The following is a 16,082-nucleotide window of genomic DNA, read 5'->3' as shown; positions in this document are numbered from 1 at the left end:
TTGCTGGCTGGTGGTTCGAAGGTACCAGTTGAATGATGCTTTGGTAGCGGCGACGTGGTGGGCACCGGCTGTTAGCGTGTCATGGTGTATCAGTCTCGGTGGAGTTTCGCTATGAACGTTGTCCGGCCAACGGTTTTACTGGTTATTGTCATGGCCTTGGCACCCGTTACGGGGATCAGTGCCCAGGAAAATGATGAACAAACCCGCATAGCCCGGGATATGGTCAAGGCGTTGCAGGCCTATGCTGTATACAAAATGGGGCAATACGACGAAGCGTTTGATCGTTACTGCGAGCTGGCTGAGCGGGGCAACAGCCAGGGCATGCTGAATGTGGCCAACATGTATGCCGCCGGCCTAGGAACTGAGAAGAGCCTGGAAAAGGCATTCGAGTGGTATCTGGAAGCAGCTCAAGCCGGAGACGCCATCGGCATGGAGGAAGTGGCCAGTGCCTATCGCCAGGGCCTGGGTGTGCCCAAAGACGAGAATCTGGCCGATGAATGGCTGGCACGAGCACGGGCTGTGCGCCAGCCGTGATTCACGGAACGATAAACAGAGCGAATCAGACGTATTCCACCGGCTGCCGGTAGTTATCCTGTGAAACCAGATCAATTCCGCAGTCCATCTCGCTGACCCAGTTCAGGAAGCGGTCGACCATCACTGGTCCCTCGAAACGCTTGCCGTGCTGGGGCACGATCATAGCCACATCCATGCCGCGAACCATATTGGCCCAAAGGCCGCACACCTTCTTGGAGGCGATGTAGCGCCGATGGAAACCGATCATGTTGGGGATGTGCTTGTCGAAATCCTTGACCGGCTCGTGGTCATCTTCACCACCCATAGAGGCGCCAAGATCGCCTGAGAACAGGATCTTGGAGACCGGATCATAGAACTGCAGGTTGCCCACGGAGTGCATGAAGTGCGCAGGCAGGCACTGAAGGTAGCTGTCACCGAACCGGACGTTAGCGCCGCCATCAGGAATGCTGACGATGCGGTCGTAAACGCTTCCGCTGAGCTGATTGGTGACATAACTGGACACCAGATGCGGCAGGAATCTGGCCCACAGCTTGGAAGTCACAATCTTGGCGCGAGTGTGAACAATCCAGCGATCGATGGCGCCGATGATGTCTGGGTCCTGGTGAGACGCAAAAACATAATCCATATCGCGGATGTTCATATACTTCGAAGCAGCTACCGAGAGCGGCGTGTAAGTGAGGTCTCCGCCGGGATCAATCAGGGCTTCATGTTTGCCATCGACAACCAGGAACTGGTTCGACTGGACGCCTTCGCCAGTCACCAGTGAATCAAACATCAGGCACTTGTGGTGTCCGTTGTCGAAAAGCACAATCGGTTCAGCCGCCATTTCGCTCTCCCGCAGAGGATTGGTTGTGCCATCAGGAAGCCCGGTCAGGCCCCCTGATGGCCGGATATTGCAAGTTGCGCGGGAGGTTACAGAATTGACAAATGTGAAGTGTTGCCTCAGGTCAATTATCTGATATTCATCAAGTAACGGTTTGTCACACCGGCTGCCCGGGCCGGGGCTCTCATGGCATCAGGCCAGCTTGGGGACCCGCTTGATCCCTCGGCGCAGGCCCTGCTCCAGAGCAACGCTGACCACCTTCCCGGAAAACGGCACTATGTCTTCAAAGGTGATGGTGTAGTTGAGCTGGGTTTGGCCATCCGGAGTCTCCGAAAAGCGAATCCTGCCCAGATGGTTCTTGATCGGGCTCATGCTGGTGATGGCGTACTCAATCAGCGTATCGGGCTCGAAGTTCAGTACGGTTTCCTCCAGTGAGAGGGGGCCAATGCCGATCTTGCGCACAGAGCCCAGGCCGTTCGGGTCTGCCTGGTCACTGTCTTTGATCCGTTTGACCGGTGCGCCAAGCATTTTTCCGAAACGCTGGTGATCTGCAAACAGGGCGAATACCTTTTTGCGAGGGACATTAAAAGTCTCATTGATTTCAATGGTGTACATAGCCATGGTTGCTCTCTTGTTGTAGGCATTGGGACAAGAGTAACCGTTCACAGAGTTCAACAAAAGTCGCAGATGTGGGCAGATGCAAGGTTGGCCTTACAATCCACACTGGTTATACTCATGCACGCTCAGGACGAGTAAGCAGTTCATCATTAATCTTCAGGGACCGAAGTCATGCCCCAGGCAAGCGGATTGCAGTTCACCGCCCGTGTAGGCGAATTCCCCTCAGATCACTTCGTTGTCGTCAGCTTCGTGCTGACCGAAAGCCTTTCCCAGCTGTTTCAGGGCCGAGTGCATCTGGCCAGTACTGACCCAGACGTGCAGGCGGCGGATATCCTGGAACAGCCGGTAGACCTGGTGGTGTGGCAAGACGGCCAACCGGTGCGGCGCTTTACCGGCGTGGTCAACGAATTCGTCCGCGGCAACACCGGCCATCGCCGCACCGCCTATGAAGTGGTCATCCGGCCCCCGGCCTGGCGCCTGGGCCTGATGCACAACAGCCGCATCTTCCAGACCCAGACCACCGATGCCATCGTGCGCACCCTGCTCGAAGAGCGGGGCATCATTGATACGGTCTTTGACTTCAAGCGCCCCCCGGAAGAACGGGAATACTGCGTCCAGCACCGGGAAAGCGACCTGCAGTTCATTGAACGACTGGCCGCCGAAGAAGGCTGGCACTACCGTTACCAGCACGGCAGCGTGGATGGCGAAGAACAACCGGCGTTAATCATCGCCGACCACCACGGCGACGCCCCGAAACTGGACCCGGTGCCCTGCAATACCCAGGCCGGCGGCAGCAGCAAACAAGCCTGCGTGTTCAGCTTCGCCTACGAAGAACGCATCAAAGCCGCCTCCGTGGCCATGAAGGACTACACCTTCAAAAACCCCGCTTACGCCCTGATGCACGAGCACAGTGCAGGTGAGGTAAGTCACCGTGAAGACTACCAACACTACGACTACCCCGGCCGCTACAAGGCCGACGCCAGCGGCCAGCCCTTCACCCAGGCCAAACTGGACGCCCTGAGAAACGACGCCTCCCTGGCCCAGGGCGAAAGCAACCGCCCGGACTTCACCCCCGGCGCCAAAGTGGAGCTGCAGGACCACGACAGCCAGAGCCTGAACCGGGAATGGCTGCTGACCGCCATCACCCACACCGGCAAACAGCCCCAGGCGATGGAAGAAGAGGGTGGCAGCGAACCCACCAGTTACCACAACGACTTCACCGCCATTCCGGCCGATAAAACCTGGCGGCCCCTGTGTGAACATAAACCCATGATGGACGGCCCCCAGATGGCCATCGTCACCGGCCCCGAGGGTGAAGAGATCCACTGTGACCAGTACGGCCGGGTGAAAGTAAGATTCCCGTGGGATCGCTACTCAAAGAACGACGAACACTCCAGCGCCTGGCTACGCGTCGCCCAGGGCTGGGCCGGCGGCCAATACGGCTTTATGACCCTGCCCAGAATCGGCAATGAAGTGATTGTGTCCTTCCTGGACGGCGACCCGGACCAGCCCATCATCACCGGCCGAACCTACCACGCCACCAACACGCCGCCCTATGCGCTGCCGGAACACAAAACCCGGACCACATTAAAAACCAAAACCCACAAGGGTGAGGGCAGCAACGAACTGCGCTTTGAAGACGAAGCGGACCAGGAACAGATCTACGTCCACGCCCAGAAAGACCTGGACCTGCTGACGGAAAACAACCGCACCGAAGTCATCAAGAACGACAGCCACCTGACGGTGGAAAACAACCGCTTCAGCCACACCAAAGGCAATAGCCACCACACCACCGAAGGCGAACACCGGGAAAGCATCGGTGCCGACTACAGCCTCACCGTCAATGGCAGCCACCACAGCAAGCAGGGCAAAAACCAACTGGTGGAAGCCGGCACCGAAATCCATCATAAGGCTGGTATGAAAATTGTGATTGAAGCCGGCGCTGAGGTGACACTGAAGGCCGGTGGCAGCTTTGTGAAGGTGGACCCGAGTGGTGTGACCATTTCCGGGCCGCTGGTGCGGATGAACTCCGGGGGTGGGCCTGGGAGTGGTAGTGGGGTTGGGCCGGTTAACCCGGAGCTGCCGTCAACGCTCTCCGAGGTGGCTGCCGATGGTAGTGATCCGGATACACTGGCTTTGTCTGATACACGTTCCTCCGTGGCCTCCGGGCAGTGGTCGGTAGAGGGGATAACAAGTGTAGTTCCTCCTGCCTCCGCTTTTGAAAAGGCAAGTGATAGGGGGGTGCTCTTAGTAAGCGGTTGTGCTCTTGACGATGACGGTAAGTGTAAGGTCCATGATCATGGCTGAGCGACTGGTAACAGACATTGTCGAGGACCTTCCATCCCGAATTCCCTTTGTGATCCTGGATCTTGCCTATCATCCATCGGTGCTGGAGTGGATCTATGAGGAGGTTGAAGCCCGACAGCCTGGGAGCTGTAGGCCGTTACTGTTGGGAACGGATTTTCAAGAGCGGTGGCAAGTGGGGCCGGCCCTGGTTGATCTGCGCTATGTGCCCGGTGCTCGTGACGATCTGATTAGCAAATATAAAGAGACCTTGCCGGGGATCTTTCTGACGCACCCGGCTGAGCGTTTTGATGAGGTGGCTGCATGGCTCCAGCAATTTCTGTTCATGTCGCGCGGGGCGCAAATGAACTTGATGCGGTTCTATGATCCTCGGGTATTCGGCTCGTTTCTTTCGGTGCTTGATCCGCAACAATACGGGCATTTTATTCCGCCAGGCGTCACCTGGTATTGGCAGAACGGTTTGCAATGGTGCGCTGCATCATCAGGCACCGAGTTGGATCGGCAGGCGAGGCCTGACGCACTCACGTGGCAGTTTCGCGACACCCAAATCGATGAATTTAGCGCTCGGCGCCGCCGTGAGTTTGTCGATGCGCTTACCGATAACTATGGAAAATTTACTCCCTCTGAGAGCCCGCAGAAGTATGTCGACGATGTGGTGACATTTGCTGAGGCTCTGGGGATGGATTCCAAAGCCGATATTGAGAAAGTTCTCCGGCTCCTGATTCAGAAAAAGAGTCAGCCAGCGGACCCCTTTTATTCATCGCTTGTTGAAAGAGTGGACCTAACCGCTTACCAGAAACTGGAAGCTATCGAAGACGGAAAGAGCTGATCATGGACGATGTTCAAACCTCAAAGGGTGCAGAAAATACAATCGAATTGCCAGAGCCTTCCTATGAATGTTCGCAGGAATCGACCAGCGCTGAGACCAGTGATTGTAGTAGCACCAACTATGCTTCATTGATTTACATCACTGGCCAGCGCTGTTTCTGGTTGCTTAGCGATGATGCACTTAACGCCATACAAAAAAGCTCTGCAAGTTTGTTGCAGATTGTCAAAACGGAAGAAGTTTCCGAGCGAATAGAAGGCCTCAAGGCAATCGGGATTTCAGACCTTTTTGTGCCCGCCCATCCAAGAACCTTCCTGCCGAGAATGTTGCAAGACGAGTGGAAAGCGGCCGAAAGAGATAGGGAACGGCTTGAGTCTGAAGCGGCTGCACTTGTGGATTCTTTCAAGGAACTTGATGACGAGTATGCGCGCCTATACCACGAAGTGCGCAACTCACCAGATGCCTCAAAGGCAACGAAGCAAAGATACAACGACATCGCAAACACTCACTATTCAGCAAAACGGGATGTACCGAAGAAGCATCGAGAGCTGAGGGCAAGCATTCATAAATGCACAAAACGTATCCAAGAGCTTCAGGATATGGGGTTTTCGGCCGCTGAGTCAGCGGGTTTTGTGGTTCAGGACAACACACTTTATTCGCCCCATCAGCAGAAAGTGTTCCAGCTTCTGCGAGAGTACAAAAAAGCAAAAACGGATTTTCTGAACCATGAGCTACCGGACGAGGCAAAGTATCACACGTTTATGCGGCTGTGCCGCGGCCACGGCCGAAGTGTGGAGTGTCAGTTGTCGCCCACCAAAGAGAACCTGGTAGAGATTGAAGAATTCCTTGAAGAGTACTATGGCCATTTCAGTCACATCGGGCCCTACTTGGAAAAGGCCATTGAGTTGGCATCCAATGGGGTCGCTGTGGCTGAGTATGTACTGGCGAATCATGATGATATCCGTACGGGACTGGATAAGCTATCCGAGTATCATCAAATGGAGCGAGACTACCGGAAAGTAGAGTCTGATCTCGAAAATGCGGTTGTGGATTGGGCCAAGGTGCTTGGCAGAAACGGCCCGATTCCAAGTGTTGAGATTGAGCAGTATCGGAAGAAGCTTGAGGCACACAGCGCCAGAATGTACCGGTTTCAGAAGGAGACAGAAGCACTGTCCAGAAAGATGGAACCCGTGCGATTGTTTGTCTGGAACCCCGATGATTTTGCAGCCGAGCCATTCAAGGTTTTAATGAAGCCAGGCATGCCGCTTCGTGAATATACTCAGATCGGCAATGATAAAGTTTTGAACCATTTCTGCCTTAACGACTTGCCCGGAATTGTGAGGCATGTTGATGGAGTACACCCACTCCCGGAGAATGATGTCTACAGTCAGGAAACCGCCGAACACATAGCTTTGTCACTGAAAAAAGCTCAGAAATCCGAGCACGATGAGATCCTCGAACGAGTGCTGACTGGCTTGGGATGCCAGAAATTAGATATGGATCCGGCCTGGTTCAGTGATCGTGGGCTGTTTCACCCCGATCTCTTTTATACCCAGGTTCAAGCCAGGTATTCCGTTTCAGCGCTGAAATCGGAGGAAGACAAAGAAAAATGGGGCATTAACCTGCGAAGTGTCCTGTTTGAGAAAGATGCGCGAAAGCACCTCATGGTGTTTGATGATAGCTACATGGCTCAGTTTTCCCGTTATGTTTTGGGTGGCATTGACCGTGATGTTGCGGATTATGTTCGAACGAACGTCAAAATATCTGCGCAATCCTCATTTTCGGGTCCCGACTCCGGTGTGGAAGGGTCAACGAAAATACGGGAAAACGGAGAGCAGGGCGACGGGATGAAAGTCAAGTACGGACTGGCCAATGCGAGCGTTGGTGGAAGGCTAACGGTTATGCAGGGGCATCTTGATCTTTTCGATATTCGGCTTCCGGAACCCCAGAATGCACGTCCATTTAAAGTCCGTTATCAGACTAAAAATGGCCTCGGTGAAATGCATGTCGGCAGATTCTACTGTGAGCTGAATGCCAAGCTCACTGGCTATGTTGGCGCCAACGTGATGCTGACTGGCGGGCTGGGGATCGAGGTTGAGAACGGGAAAGGTTTAACCTTATCGGGGATCAATAACGGAATGCCTGAAGGGCAAATGGATGCCTTCGCCGGAGCACAGGTGAGTGTGGTTGCCTCAACCAGTCTGTACTGGAACTTGCCGGACGAGGTTCGGAAAAAAGTCAATTACATGAGAGCCCACGACCCAGTAGAGGAGTGGGCCTGCGTCGGGATGCTGAGTGCCGGGCTTACTGCGAGCTGGGGAGTGGGTTATAGCCGGTCGTTTCAGTTGGGCATGAAAAATGGCAAGTTGGTGTTTGTTGGTGATGCGGGAATGACAACCGGCCTTGGCCTGAAAGGTAAGCTGGCGTTTGAAATAGATTTTAAGACGGTATCCTACTGGATGGCCGTGGTGCAAAACGAACTGCACAAGAACGATTACCGACACATTGAATGGGTAACGCCGGACGCATTCGATTTTTTAAGCATGCTTAGTTACTTGTCGCTGACCACTGCGCTTGATGCATCCTTTTTTGCTGCCCGTCAGTTGACCTTCGTGCAAAAGGTGTTCGATTCAATCAATCAGAGTGAACGGGCGGGGATGGTTGCTCTTCGGATAGATAGGGCGATGGAAGAGGCTGCAAAGGATCAAAATGGTAAAACGGCGGTGAGCTATCAGGAGTGGTTCCGTGGTTTGCAGCCGGAGGCGATTGGGCCGCTTTTGCATAATCTTGTGTCGGAGCCTGTTCCGTATGAGGGAGAGGATGGGAGCGAGCCGAAATCTGAAGAGGAGATGTTGAGGTTGCAGCAATCGACTATCCTGCAATGCCTTAGATGGATGAACGAAGCGGAAGATCTATTAACGGAATCATATCGAGGAGCTGAGCCCAATCGTGTACAGCGCCAGTTCGAGGAATCAGTTATCCGGATGAATACTCACGGTAAGAAGCCAGAAGGGGATCTCATCCTGGTAGCGCGAAATAATGTGGCGAGGCTGGATGAGTTTATGGGACGAGGTCTTAAATTTCGTGAAGATGAAATCCGCTACGAAGAATACCAGAGAGTGCGCAGTAAACTTGATGTTCACATTTGGAAAGGAGTTTAGATGGTGGGCTTAGTTGATTTATATCGAAAGCATTTTTTTCTGGTTTTGTTTCTCACAGCGTCTGTAACTTTGGCGGAAGCGAGCCAGGGCCGGGCTGATCAATTGTTTCATGAGGGGTATACGCTTTATCAGCAACACTCTGCCAACAGAGCGCTTGCTAAGTTCAAAGAGGCTGCTCAGTTGGGGCATGCAGAGGCGGCTTACTATGCCGGCAATATTATTCGCCAAGACTACACCTACATTACGAAAGAATCCGAGCAGTACTTCCGCCAGGCTGCAGAAGGCGGTGATGTCTATGCAATGCTGAGGCTTGCCCAGGGCAGCAGTGTCTGTGGCACGCTTCGTGACTGTGATTATGATCGGGAGGAGTGGGTCGATAGAGCGCTAAACACTGCGCTTATTAGAGCCGAGGCTGGCGACAGTGAGGCGATGATGGAACTGTTCTCTGTGTACTGGCAGAAAGGTGAAAGGTCTAAAGCCTTCGATTGGACTAAAAAAGCAGCAGAACATGGAAATCCGTTCGCCCAATATTGGCTAGCTGTGGGCCTGTTAGATGAGCGAAAAATGGGCTTCTATTGGACCCAAGCTGGGCGCCGCGCAGACATATTAAAGTGGTTAGAGGCATCGGCAGAGCAGGGCTTCCCCAAGGCGATGCATAAACTTGCGTCTGAGTACGCGCAGGATGGTCGAATGGAGGAAGCTATAGAGTGGCTAGAGCGAATGGGTGAAACAGACTACTTTTCGGCCCTTTTTGAGTATGGGTTGGTCCTCGTCGCTGGACCGGATGGGTCGGAAGGCAGGATTCAATACCCCGAATCCAAGTCAGTTGAAGGCTTGGCAGTACTCTTCGCTTTACATAGAGAAACAGGCAACTCTTCGGTTCAGTTTGGTATTGAGCAAACTTTGGCGGACTTAGACCCTGAAACGATTGCTGAAGCAAAAACAAGGTCTAGAGAATTGCTGGTTGATACCCCGATCCTCCACTACCTACCCAAGTTCGGGATATAGGCAAGATGAAACACTCTATGCGAATTATCAGGACGTGCGACGCCAATTAGATAAACACCTTTGGGAAGGAAGTTAAGTAATGAGTCTTGCCGGTCGAAGCATAAAGCCATTGCTCCTGATGATATTAATAACGTTATCTGTTTCAGGGCTTGAGGCAAATCAGAATCAAGGTGTCGCACTTTTTAAAGAGGGCTATGTGCTATACCAGCAAAATCTGGCGTCGAAGGCGCTGGAGAGGTTCAAGGAAGCCGCTGAACTGGGGCACATAGAAGCCGCTTACTATGCGGGTAATATAATACGTCAGAATTACACCTACATCACAAAAGAATCGGAGGAGTATTATCGTCAAGCCGCAGAAGGGGGAGATGTGTATGCCATGTTGCGCCTTGGTCAAAAAGATCGACTCTGCGGAACATTGAGAGATTGTGATTACGATCGGGAGGCTTGGATTGATAGAGCACTAAGTGCTGCACTTCCCAGAGCCGATGCCGGTGACAGTGAGGCGATGATGGAGTTGTTCTCTGTGTACTGGCAGAGGGGTGAAAGATCGAAGGCTTTCGAGTGGACTAAAAAAGCAGCGGAACATGGAAATCCTTTCGCCCAATATTGGCTAGCGGTGGGCCTGCTAGATGAACGAGAGATGGGGTTCTATTGGACCCAATCTGGGCGGCGTGCAGACATTTTAAAGTGGCTAGAGGCATCGGCAGAGCAGGGTTTCCCCAAGGCGATGCACAAACTTGCGTCTGAGTACGCGCAGGATGGTCGAATGGAGGAAGCTGTCGAGTGGCTAGAGCGAATGGGGGAAACAGACTACTTTTCGGCCATTTATGAGTATGGTCTGGTTTTGATTGACGGTCCAGATGGAGCAGAAGGTCTAATTCAATATCCTGAAACCAAACCCGTTGAAGGTTTGGCTATGTTGTTTGCGTTGTACCGCGAAACTCGCAGGTCTTCTGTTCAACGTAGCATCGATAGGCGGCTACCTGACTTGTCACCGGAGATTGTGGCCGAGGCAAAAGCGAAGTCTGAAGAGCTACTGGTCGACAAGCCCATCCTCTACTACCTACCCAAGTTCGGCATATAGGTATTTTGTTTCCAAGGGGGAACCTGAATCCACCCAAAAGAATCGCCTGATGACAATGATTCTGGCCATGTTTCTGGGGGTATTTGGAATTGATGAGGTGGTGTCCGGTTTAGCGGGGGCAACTACGATTGATGGTGCGTTATTGCGGATTGATGCCTTCCTGCATTCATTAGGGAAAGACTCTGGTTTTGTGAAAGACGCTCGAGGGCAGGATCTTCGGTTGGGGCTTTCGATGTGCCGATTGAAGGATGGTCGTATGCAGCGCGACTGGTTTTCAGGCTGAGCTGTGTACCGCTCACTCCTCGGGGATAGTTGACCACTACAGGCCAACCTCAAGCGTTACTGGGTGAATACTGCATTTCTGCCAAAACTAGCGGGTTAGTCTATTCACTCATAGATTCCAAATCTGGTCTTGAAGCGCTCCGAAACAGGTTAATTTTCAGTGATTGAAAATGTGAGACAGCTTTTCAAAATGGTCGTGGATAAGGTAGGCGATTCGTCCAGAGTACGAATTTTGAAGGGCAGCTCCAACAGTGGCTCCTACCCTTCGTTACCGGGACTATTAGAAGCGCAGAATGAAGAGTACTTGTCATTGCGAACGGCAAGCGCCGATTTAAAAGGCATTTTCACTGGCATGGGTTTTTTGTTGGGGGGATATGGATTTTGCCTTTTTGCACTGATTTTTTTATCCAGCGACGTTTCCAGCATTGACTGGTGGCTGCTGTTTTACTCGATCCTGGCGATCGTGTTGCCGCTCGTCTGGGAAACCAGCCGCCCGCCCTCGCTGCCGATTATTTTTAACCGGCGGACGCAGGAAATCTATTACGACAGAAAGGGTCAGCTATACCATGCGATTTGGGAGGGTATTGAGGCAGCGGCTTACGAATATAACATGGTGAATCAGAATACAGGCTCGATGCCTCACGGCAGTCTGGAAATTATCCTTCAGAAGTTTGGCGAACCTGATGAGCGCATTGTACTGAGTCTCTCTGGAGGGGCTGCAGGGAGGCGACTAGCAACCTTGATCTCCATGTGGGAATACGTGAGGCGATACATGACCATTGGCCCCTGGTTTGATGAAGCCGGTAGAAAGACCGATCAGATTAATCCGTTCATTGAGAAGACCTTAAAAGAAGGCAGGATGTCTTTTCTCGATTATGAGCGATCAAACAGAGAGTACCTGGCTCAGGAGCGGCGGGAAGGTAACGGAATATCAGGAACGGCGGTTTTTTTATGGGTGGGCTCTTATTTATTCTTTCCCATGGCATACGGTATGGAGGTTGTTCAGCGTTCAGACCGTAAAAAAACCATGCGCCAATGGCCGGAGGTTGTCCGTGTGCGTCTACACCCGAATGGCCCGAAAACCCGATTGATCGATATTGAAGAAAGTTATTTGGTGCAGAGGGAGAAAGAAGAGCAGCAAAAGCAGAAAGAACTCGAAGAGCTCCACGAGCGAATGCGCAGAACCTTGCCCAGGTAAAATGAGATCGATGATGTGACGTGAGTTTTACCCTTCCCCTCAATTTCTGCATGGAGCGCGGTATAATCCTGCAGGTTTAACGCTCAGTTTTTATCAAAAGCCAGCTCGAAACATGGAAGCATACAAGTTCAAGGAACGAAAAAATGAAAACTCTGAGAATCCTCAAGTACACCTTCACTGTCATCGGCGTAGCCATGCTATTTGGCGCCCTTGCCAGCTACAACAGCACCTCCGCTTTCATCGACCGGGCTACCGAAACCAGCGGGATAGTGACCGAACTGGTGCTCTCCCGTTCCAGTGATTCCACCAGCTACTATCCGGTCGTGGCATTTCAGGATGCCAGTGGCCGAGAGATCGTGTTTCAGTCCCGTTCCGGTTCAAACCCTCCCTCCTTCAGACGCGGTGAGCGGGTTTCTGTACTTTATGAGCCCTCGGCGCCGGAGAATGCGCAGATCAACAACTTCTTTTCCCTGTGGGGGATGTCGTTGATCGTCGGTGGGCTCGGCCTGGTGTTTACGTTGGTCGGTGGCGGGATGGTGCTGTTTGGTGTTCTGAAGGGGCGATCAAAAGCCTACCTGGAACAGCATGGCACCGAAGTGCTCGCAAAGTTTGCGTCGGTTGAGCAGAACACCAGCCTCACGGTTAACGGCCGGAATCCATTCCGCATTGTCTGCCAGTGGCAACACCCGCAAACGGGGGAGCTGCACGTGTTTCGAAGCGACAATCTGTGGTTTGATCCCAGCGATCACATCCAGCAGGAGACCGTGCCGGTTCTGGTGGATGAATCCAACCTCAAACGTTACTGGGTGAACACGTCATTTCTGCCCAAGTTAGCCGGTTAGTCTTGCACAAAACTGCAGGAACGCCCGCCAGCCAGCGTAGCTGGCGGGCTCTCTACCTCAAGGGTTCACATTCACCAGCAAATTCGGTGACCCGTTCAGGTTGGTCAGCTGGTTCTGGCTTGCCTGGTTGCGGAGCGTCTGGGCAACCTGTTCCGGTGTCAGCCCTGGGTTCAGGCTGAGCAGCAACGCGGCGGCTCCTGCCACGTGGGGAGAGGCCATAGAGGTGCCGCTGATGGTGTTAAAGGCGGTGTCGCCGGTGTGCCATGCGGCGGTGATGTCGGTGCCTGGCGCCATGATGTCCACGCAGGAACCGTGATTGGAGAAGCTGCTGCGACGGTCCTGGTTGTCGGTAGAGCCTACGGTCACGGCTTCTGCTACACGGTTGGGCGAACCGTTACAGGCATCGGCGTTGCTGTTACCCGCCGCAACCACCACCGGAATGCCGGAGGCGACGACTTCACGAACGGCGTTGTCCAGTGCTGCTGAATTGCCACCGCCCAGCGACATGTTGGCAACCGCCGGCTTCTCGGCGTTCTCTACCATCCAGTCCAGTGCTTCGATAATGGCGCTGGTGGCGCCAGAGCCGCTGCAGCCAAGCACGCGCAGGCCGATCACCTGGCTTTCCTTGGCGACACCGAACAGCGAGCCGGTTGCGGTAGAGGCAACATGGGTACCGTGGCCGTTACAGTCTTCGGCAGAGTAGGTTGCGATGGTGTCCTCGTCACCGAAGGGAATCAGCCCGCCCAGCAATAAATCGATGATGCCACCAATTAACGGCAGGCCGTCCAGGGCGCTGTCATCGTGGAAGTTCACGCCGCTGGCACGGCCCTGAAAGTCGGCATGGGTAGTGCGGATACCGGTATCCAGCACATAAACATTGACACCCTGCCCGGCAACGGTGGGGTAGGTAAACTGGGTGTCCAGGGGCAGGGTGGTCTGGTCAATCCGGTCCAGTCCCCAGGTGGCATCCTGTTGGGTTTGCGTGGAGGACGTTGTCATCCAGGTGTCCGGCTCCACTGCGAGTACTCCGGGCAGGGCGGGCAGCAGGTCGGCCTGGCTTTGGGTGAGCTGCACCGTTGCACCGGTCATCACGTTCTCATACAGAAACAGAATGTTCCCGCCGCCAACGGCTGTTAATAGCGCCTGGATACCGGCAGACAGATCACCACCAACGCCCAGAAGCGAGGGCAGGGTTGGGTCGACAGTCACTATGTAGCGTTGGGCAATGGTGTTTTCTGTGCTGGCTGTTGTGCTGGTGGGTTCCGTTGTTGAAGATGTCCCGAGCAGTCCTGAGAGAAGGCTGGCATGGGTGTGCAACGGTGCGGTAGAGAGAACGATCGCGGCGGCAAGTGCGCAGGGACCGGAGTTCAGAGAAAAACGCATGGTAGCTCCTTTGGTGACTTTTGTTTTTATCGTAGAGCATAATGCATGCGTTAATATTTCAAGTTCAATGCATAATGCATTAAATACTGGTCACGATGGGCCAACCGAACACGCATACTTCTTTTCGAACCGACGATCTGCCCAGGTTTCATAAACCCGTTTTGCGAGCGGATATAAAACAGGCCACAACAGAGGCTTGAGCAACCAGCCAAACGGCGTGTGAGACCAGGCACGAACATTGGCCGGCAAGCCGATCACCCATTCACCACTCCAGGTCATCAGGTGCAATCGTTTAAGAAGTTCTTCACGTGTTGGCAACTGTGCGTTGTGCGCATTCTGCTCGTGGATATCGGCAAAAATCAGGTCGCCACGTTGTAACTTTCTGAGCGTACGGATTTCCTTGGCGCACAGTGGGCAGCGTCCGTCGTAGAAAAGGGTGTCGTAACGTGGTGGCATCTGGTTCTCCGGTTCAACTCAGGCTTCGTGCCTTTGTATACGCTGTCGGCAATGCCCCCGGTTCAGTTTTGTGCTCGGGCGAATGGTAATTGTTTGATAATGCAAGCAAGATGTTGGAACGCTACACTAGCAAGCTACCTGCAACCCGCTTCTGCGGGCCTAACCGGCGTTGTCGATGACACGGCGCCATCCTGATCTGAAGGTATTGAAACAGCATGGATGATTCCCCAACAGATAACCGCTCTCCCGAAAACCCGTCCGGGAAGAGTGTGCTGGCTGAGCTCTCTACGCCCATCTATGGTCTGTTTATCCTGGGCATCCTGTACACACTCTATCTTGCTCACCAAATTATCCTGCCTATTGTTCTGGCGGTACTGACCAGTTTGCTGCTCTCACCGTTGGTGAAGAAAGCCTACCTGAATTGGCGGTTGCCAAAGGTGGTGAGCTCGCTCGTACTGGTGTTGGTTGTGCTTGCAGGTATCGTGGGTATTGGCGCTGCCGTTGCAACCCCGGCCCTTGAGTGGGCCCAGAAAGCACCTGAGGGCATATCCAGGCTGTTGGTGGGTGACAGTGAAATCATGCGCCAGCTCGATAAGGTAAGCCAGTCAGCGGAGCAGGTTGAAAAGTCCGTGGATGAACTGTCCGAGAACGACCAGTCGAAGCCCACAACGGTCGTCTTGCAAACGGAATCCTGGCGGAGCCAGCTGATGTCCAAAGCCCGCAACGGAGTGGCAGGCCTGGCGTTGGCACTGGCGTTAACCTATTTCCTGCTGGTGAGCGGTGACAGGTTGATCTTTAACTTCGTCAAACAGTTACTAATGGGTTCGAAAGTAAGCGAACATCATTTATAATGTAGGCTCCGTTCGCCAAGCTTATCGGATATTTACACACATGCGCCACGACCGTCCGGGAAGAGTGTGCTGGCTGAGCTCTCTACGCCCATCTATGGTCTGTTTATCCTGGGCATCCTGTACACACTCTATCTTGCTCACCAAATTATCCTGCCTATTGTTCTGGCGGTACTGACCAGTTTGCTGCTCTCACCGTTGGTGAAGAAAGCCTACCTGAATTGGCGGTTGCCAAAGGTGGTGAGCTCGCTCGTACTGGTGTTGGTTGTGCTTGCAGGTATCGTGGGTATTGGCGCTGCCGTTGCAACCCCGGCCCTTGAGTGGGCCCAGAAAGCACCTGAGGGCATATCCAGGCTGTTGGTGGGTGACAGTGAAATCATGCGCCAGCTCGATAAGGTAAGCCAGTCAGCGGAGCAGGTTGAAAAGTCCGTGGATGAACTGTCCGAGAACGACCAGTCGAAGCCCACAACGGTCGTCTTGCAAACGGAATCCTGGCGGAGCCAGCTGATGTCCAAAGCCCGCAACGGAGTGGCAGGCCTGGCGTTGGCACTGGCGTTAACCTATTTCCTGCTGGTGAGCGGTGACAGGTTGATCTTTAACTTCGTCAAACAGTTACTAATGGGTTCGAAAGTAAGCGAACATCATTTATAATGTAGGCTCCGTTCGCCAAGCTTATCGGATATTTACACACATGCGCCACGATGACGGTCGTAAA

The 16,082-nt window shown here is 53.4% G+C and carries 15 protein-coding genes; 11 read left to right on the top strand and 4 right to left on the bottom strand.

Going from position 1 to position 16,082, the window contains the following annotated elements:
• Nucleotides 1–111: 111 nt before the first annotated feature.
• A complete protein-coding gene (locus J122_RS16970) occupies nt 112–534 on the top strand; it encodes a tetratricopeptide repeat protein (RefSeq protein WP_061333325.1) in 423 nt (140 codons plus the stop codon).
• A 25-nt stretch (nt 535–559) separates the two neighbouring features.
• On the opposite strand, the gene J122_RS16965 is transcribed toward J122_RS16970, so the two are convergent.
• Both J122_RS16965 and J122_RS16960 read right to left on the bottom strand, forming a co-directional pair.
• Nucleotides 560–1,360, bottom strand: a complete 801-nt coding sequence (locus tag J122_RS16965; RefSeq protein WP_058091691.1) for an MBL fold metallo-hydrolase — start codon at nt 1,358–1,360, stop codon at nt 560–562.
• Nucleotides 1,361–1,549: 189 nt separating this feature from the next.
• Nucleotides 1,550–1,978 (bottom strand): SRPBCC family protein, encoded by a 429-nt coding sequence (locus J122_RS16960; protein ID WP_058091690.1) that lies wholly within the window; start codon nt 1,976–1,978, stop codon nt 1,550–1,552.
• Between the two features lie 168 nt (nt 1,979–2,146).
• Here J122_RS16960 and J122_RS16955 point away from each other — a divergent pair, with 168 nt between their 5' ends.
• The 8 genes from J122_RS16955 (at nt 2,147) to J122_RS16920 (ending at nt 12,680) form a co-directional block, all read left to right on the top strand.
• Nucleotides 2,147–4,282 carry a type VI secretion system Vgr family protein gene (locus J122_RS16955; RefSeq protein WP_061333324.1) on the top strand — a complete coding sequence of 712 codons (2,136 nt, stop codon included), beginning with the start codon at nt 2,147–2,149 and terminating at the stop codon, nt 4,280–4,282.
• The gene (locus tag J122_RS16950) at nt 4,275–5,108 is read left to right on the top strand and encodes a DUF4123 domain-containing protein (protein WP_061333323.1); all 834 of its coding nucleotides are present in this window, start codon (nt 4,275–4,277) and stop codon (nt 5,106–5,108) included. The genes J122_RS16955 and J122_RS16950 overlap by 8 nt, the downstream gene beginning before the upstream one ends.
• A 2-nt stretch (nt 5,109–5,110) precedes the next feature.
• Entirely contained in the window at nt 5,111–8,266 is a 3,156-nt protein-coding gene (locus tag J122_RS16945) for a hypothetical protein (protein WP_061333322.1), read from the top strand.
• On the top strand, nt 8,267–9,274 hold the full coding sequence (locus J122_RS16940; protein WP_061333321.1) for a tetratricopeptide repeat protein: 1,008 nt from the start codon (nt 8,267–8,269) through the stop codon (nt 9,272–9,274).
• Between the two features lie 79 nt (nt 9,275–9,353).
• A complete protein-coding gene (locus tag J122_RS16935) occupies nt 9,354–10,358 on the top strand; it encodes a tetratricopeptide repeat protein (RefSeq protein ID WP_061333320.1) in 1,005 nt (334 codons plus the stop codon).
• A 49-nt stretch (nt 10,359–10,407) separates the two neighbouring features.
• Nucleotides 10,408–10,641 carry a hypothetical protein gene (locus tag J122_RS16930; protein ID WP_061333319.1) on the top strand — a complete coding sequence of 78 codons (234 nt, stop codon included), beginning with the start codon at nt 10,408–10,410 and terminating at the stop codon, nt 10,639–10,641.
• A gap of 159 nt (nt 10,642–10,800) precedes the next feature.
• Nucleotides 10,801–11,838 (top strand): DUF6708 domain-containing protein, encoded by a 1,038-nt coding sequence (locus J122_RS16925; protein ID WP_061333318.1) that lies wholly within the window; start codon nt 10,801–10,803, stop codon nt 11,836–11,838.
• 143 nt (nt 11,839–11,981) lie between these two features.
• Nucleotides 11,982–12,680, top strand: a complete 699-nt coding sequence (locus tag J122_RS16920) for a DUF3592 domain-containing protein (RefSeq protein WP_061333317.1) — start codon at nt 11,982–11,984, stop codon at nt 12,678–12,680.
• Between the two features lie 57 nt (nt 12,681–12,737).
• Here J122_RS16920 and J122_RS16915 read toward each other — a convergent pair whose 3' ends face one another.
• Nucleotides 12,738–14,063, bottom strand: coding sequence for a S8 family peptidase (locus tag J122_RS16915; RefSeq protein ID WP_061333316.1), 1,326 nt, complete (start codon nt 14,061–14,063; stop codon nt 12,738–12,740).
• Between the two features lie 90 nt (nt 14,064–14,153).
• The gene (locus J122_RS16910) at nt 14,154–14,519 is read right to left on the bottom strand and encodes a thiol-disulfide oxidoreductase DCC family protein (protein WP_061333315.1); all 366 of its coding nucleotides are present in this window, start codon (nt 14,517–14,519) and stop codon (nt 14,154–14,156) included.
• 215 nt (nt 14,520–14,734) lie between these two features.
• Between J122_RS16910 and J122_RS16905 the strand changes: the two genes are divergently transcribed.
• Nucleotides 14,735–15,370 carry an AI-2E family transporter gene (locus J122_RS16905; protein ID WP_227510259.1) on the top strand — a complete coding sequence of 212 codons (636 nt, stop codon included), beginning with the start codon at nt 14,735–14,737 and terminating at the stop codon, nt 15,368–15,370.
• Nucleotides 15,371–15,436: 66 nt separating this feature from the next.
• Nucleotides 15,437–16,018, top strand: a complete 582-nt coding sequence (locus J122_RS16900; protein ID WP_227510258.1) for an AI-2E family transporter — start codon at nt 15,437–15,439, stop codon at nt 16,016–16,018.
• Nucleotides 16,019–16,082 lie beyond the last annotated feature (64 nt).

It is taken from the genome of Marinobacter excellens LAMA 842, assembly GCF_001574445.1.
Lineage (GTDB): Bacteria > Pseudomonadota > Gammaproteobacteria > Pseudomonadales > Oleiphilaceae > Marinobacter > Marinobacter shengliensis.
The sequence above is the reverse complement of the archived record's forward strand: the minus strand, read 5'-3'. Positions and strand labels throughout refer to the sequence as shown.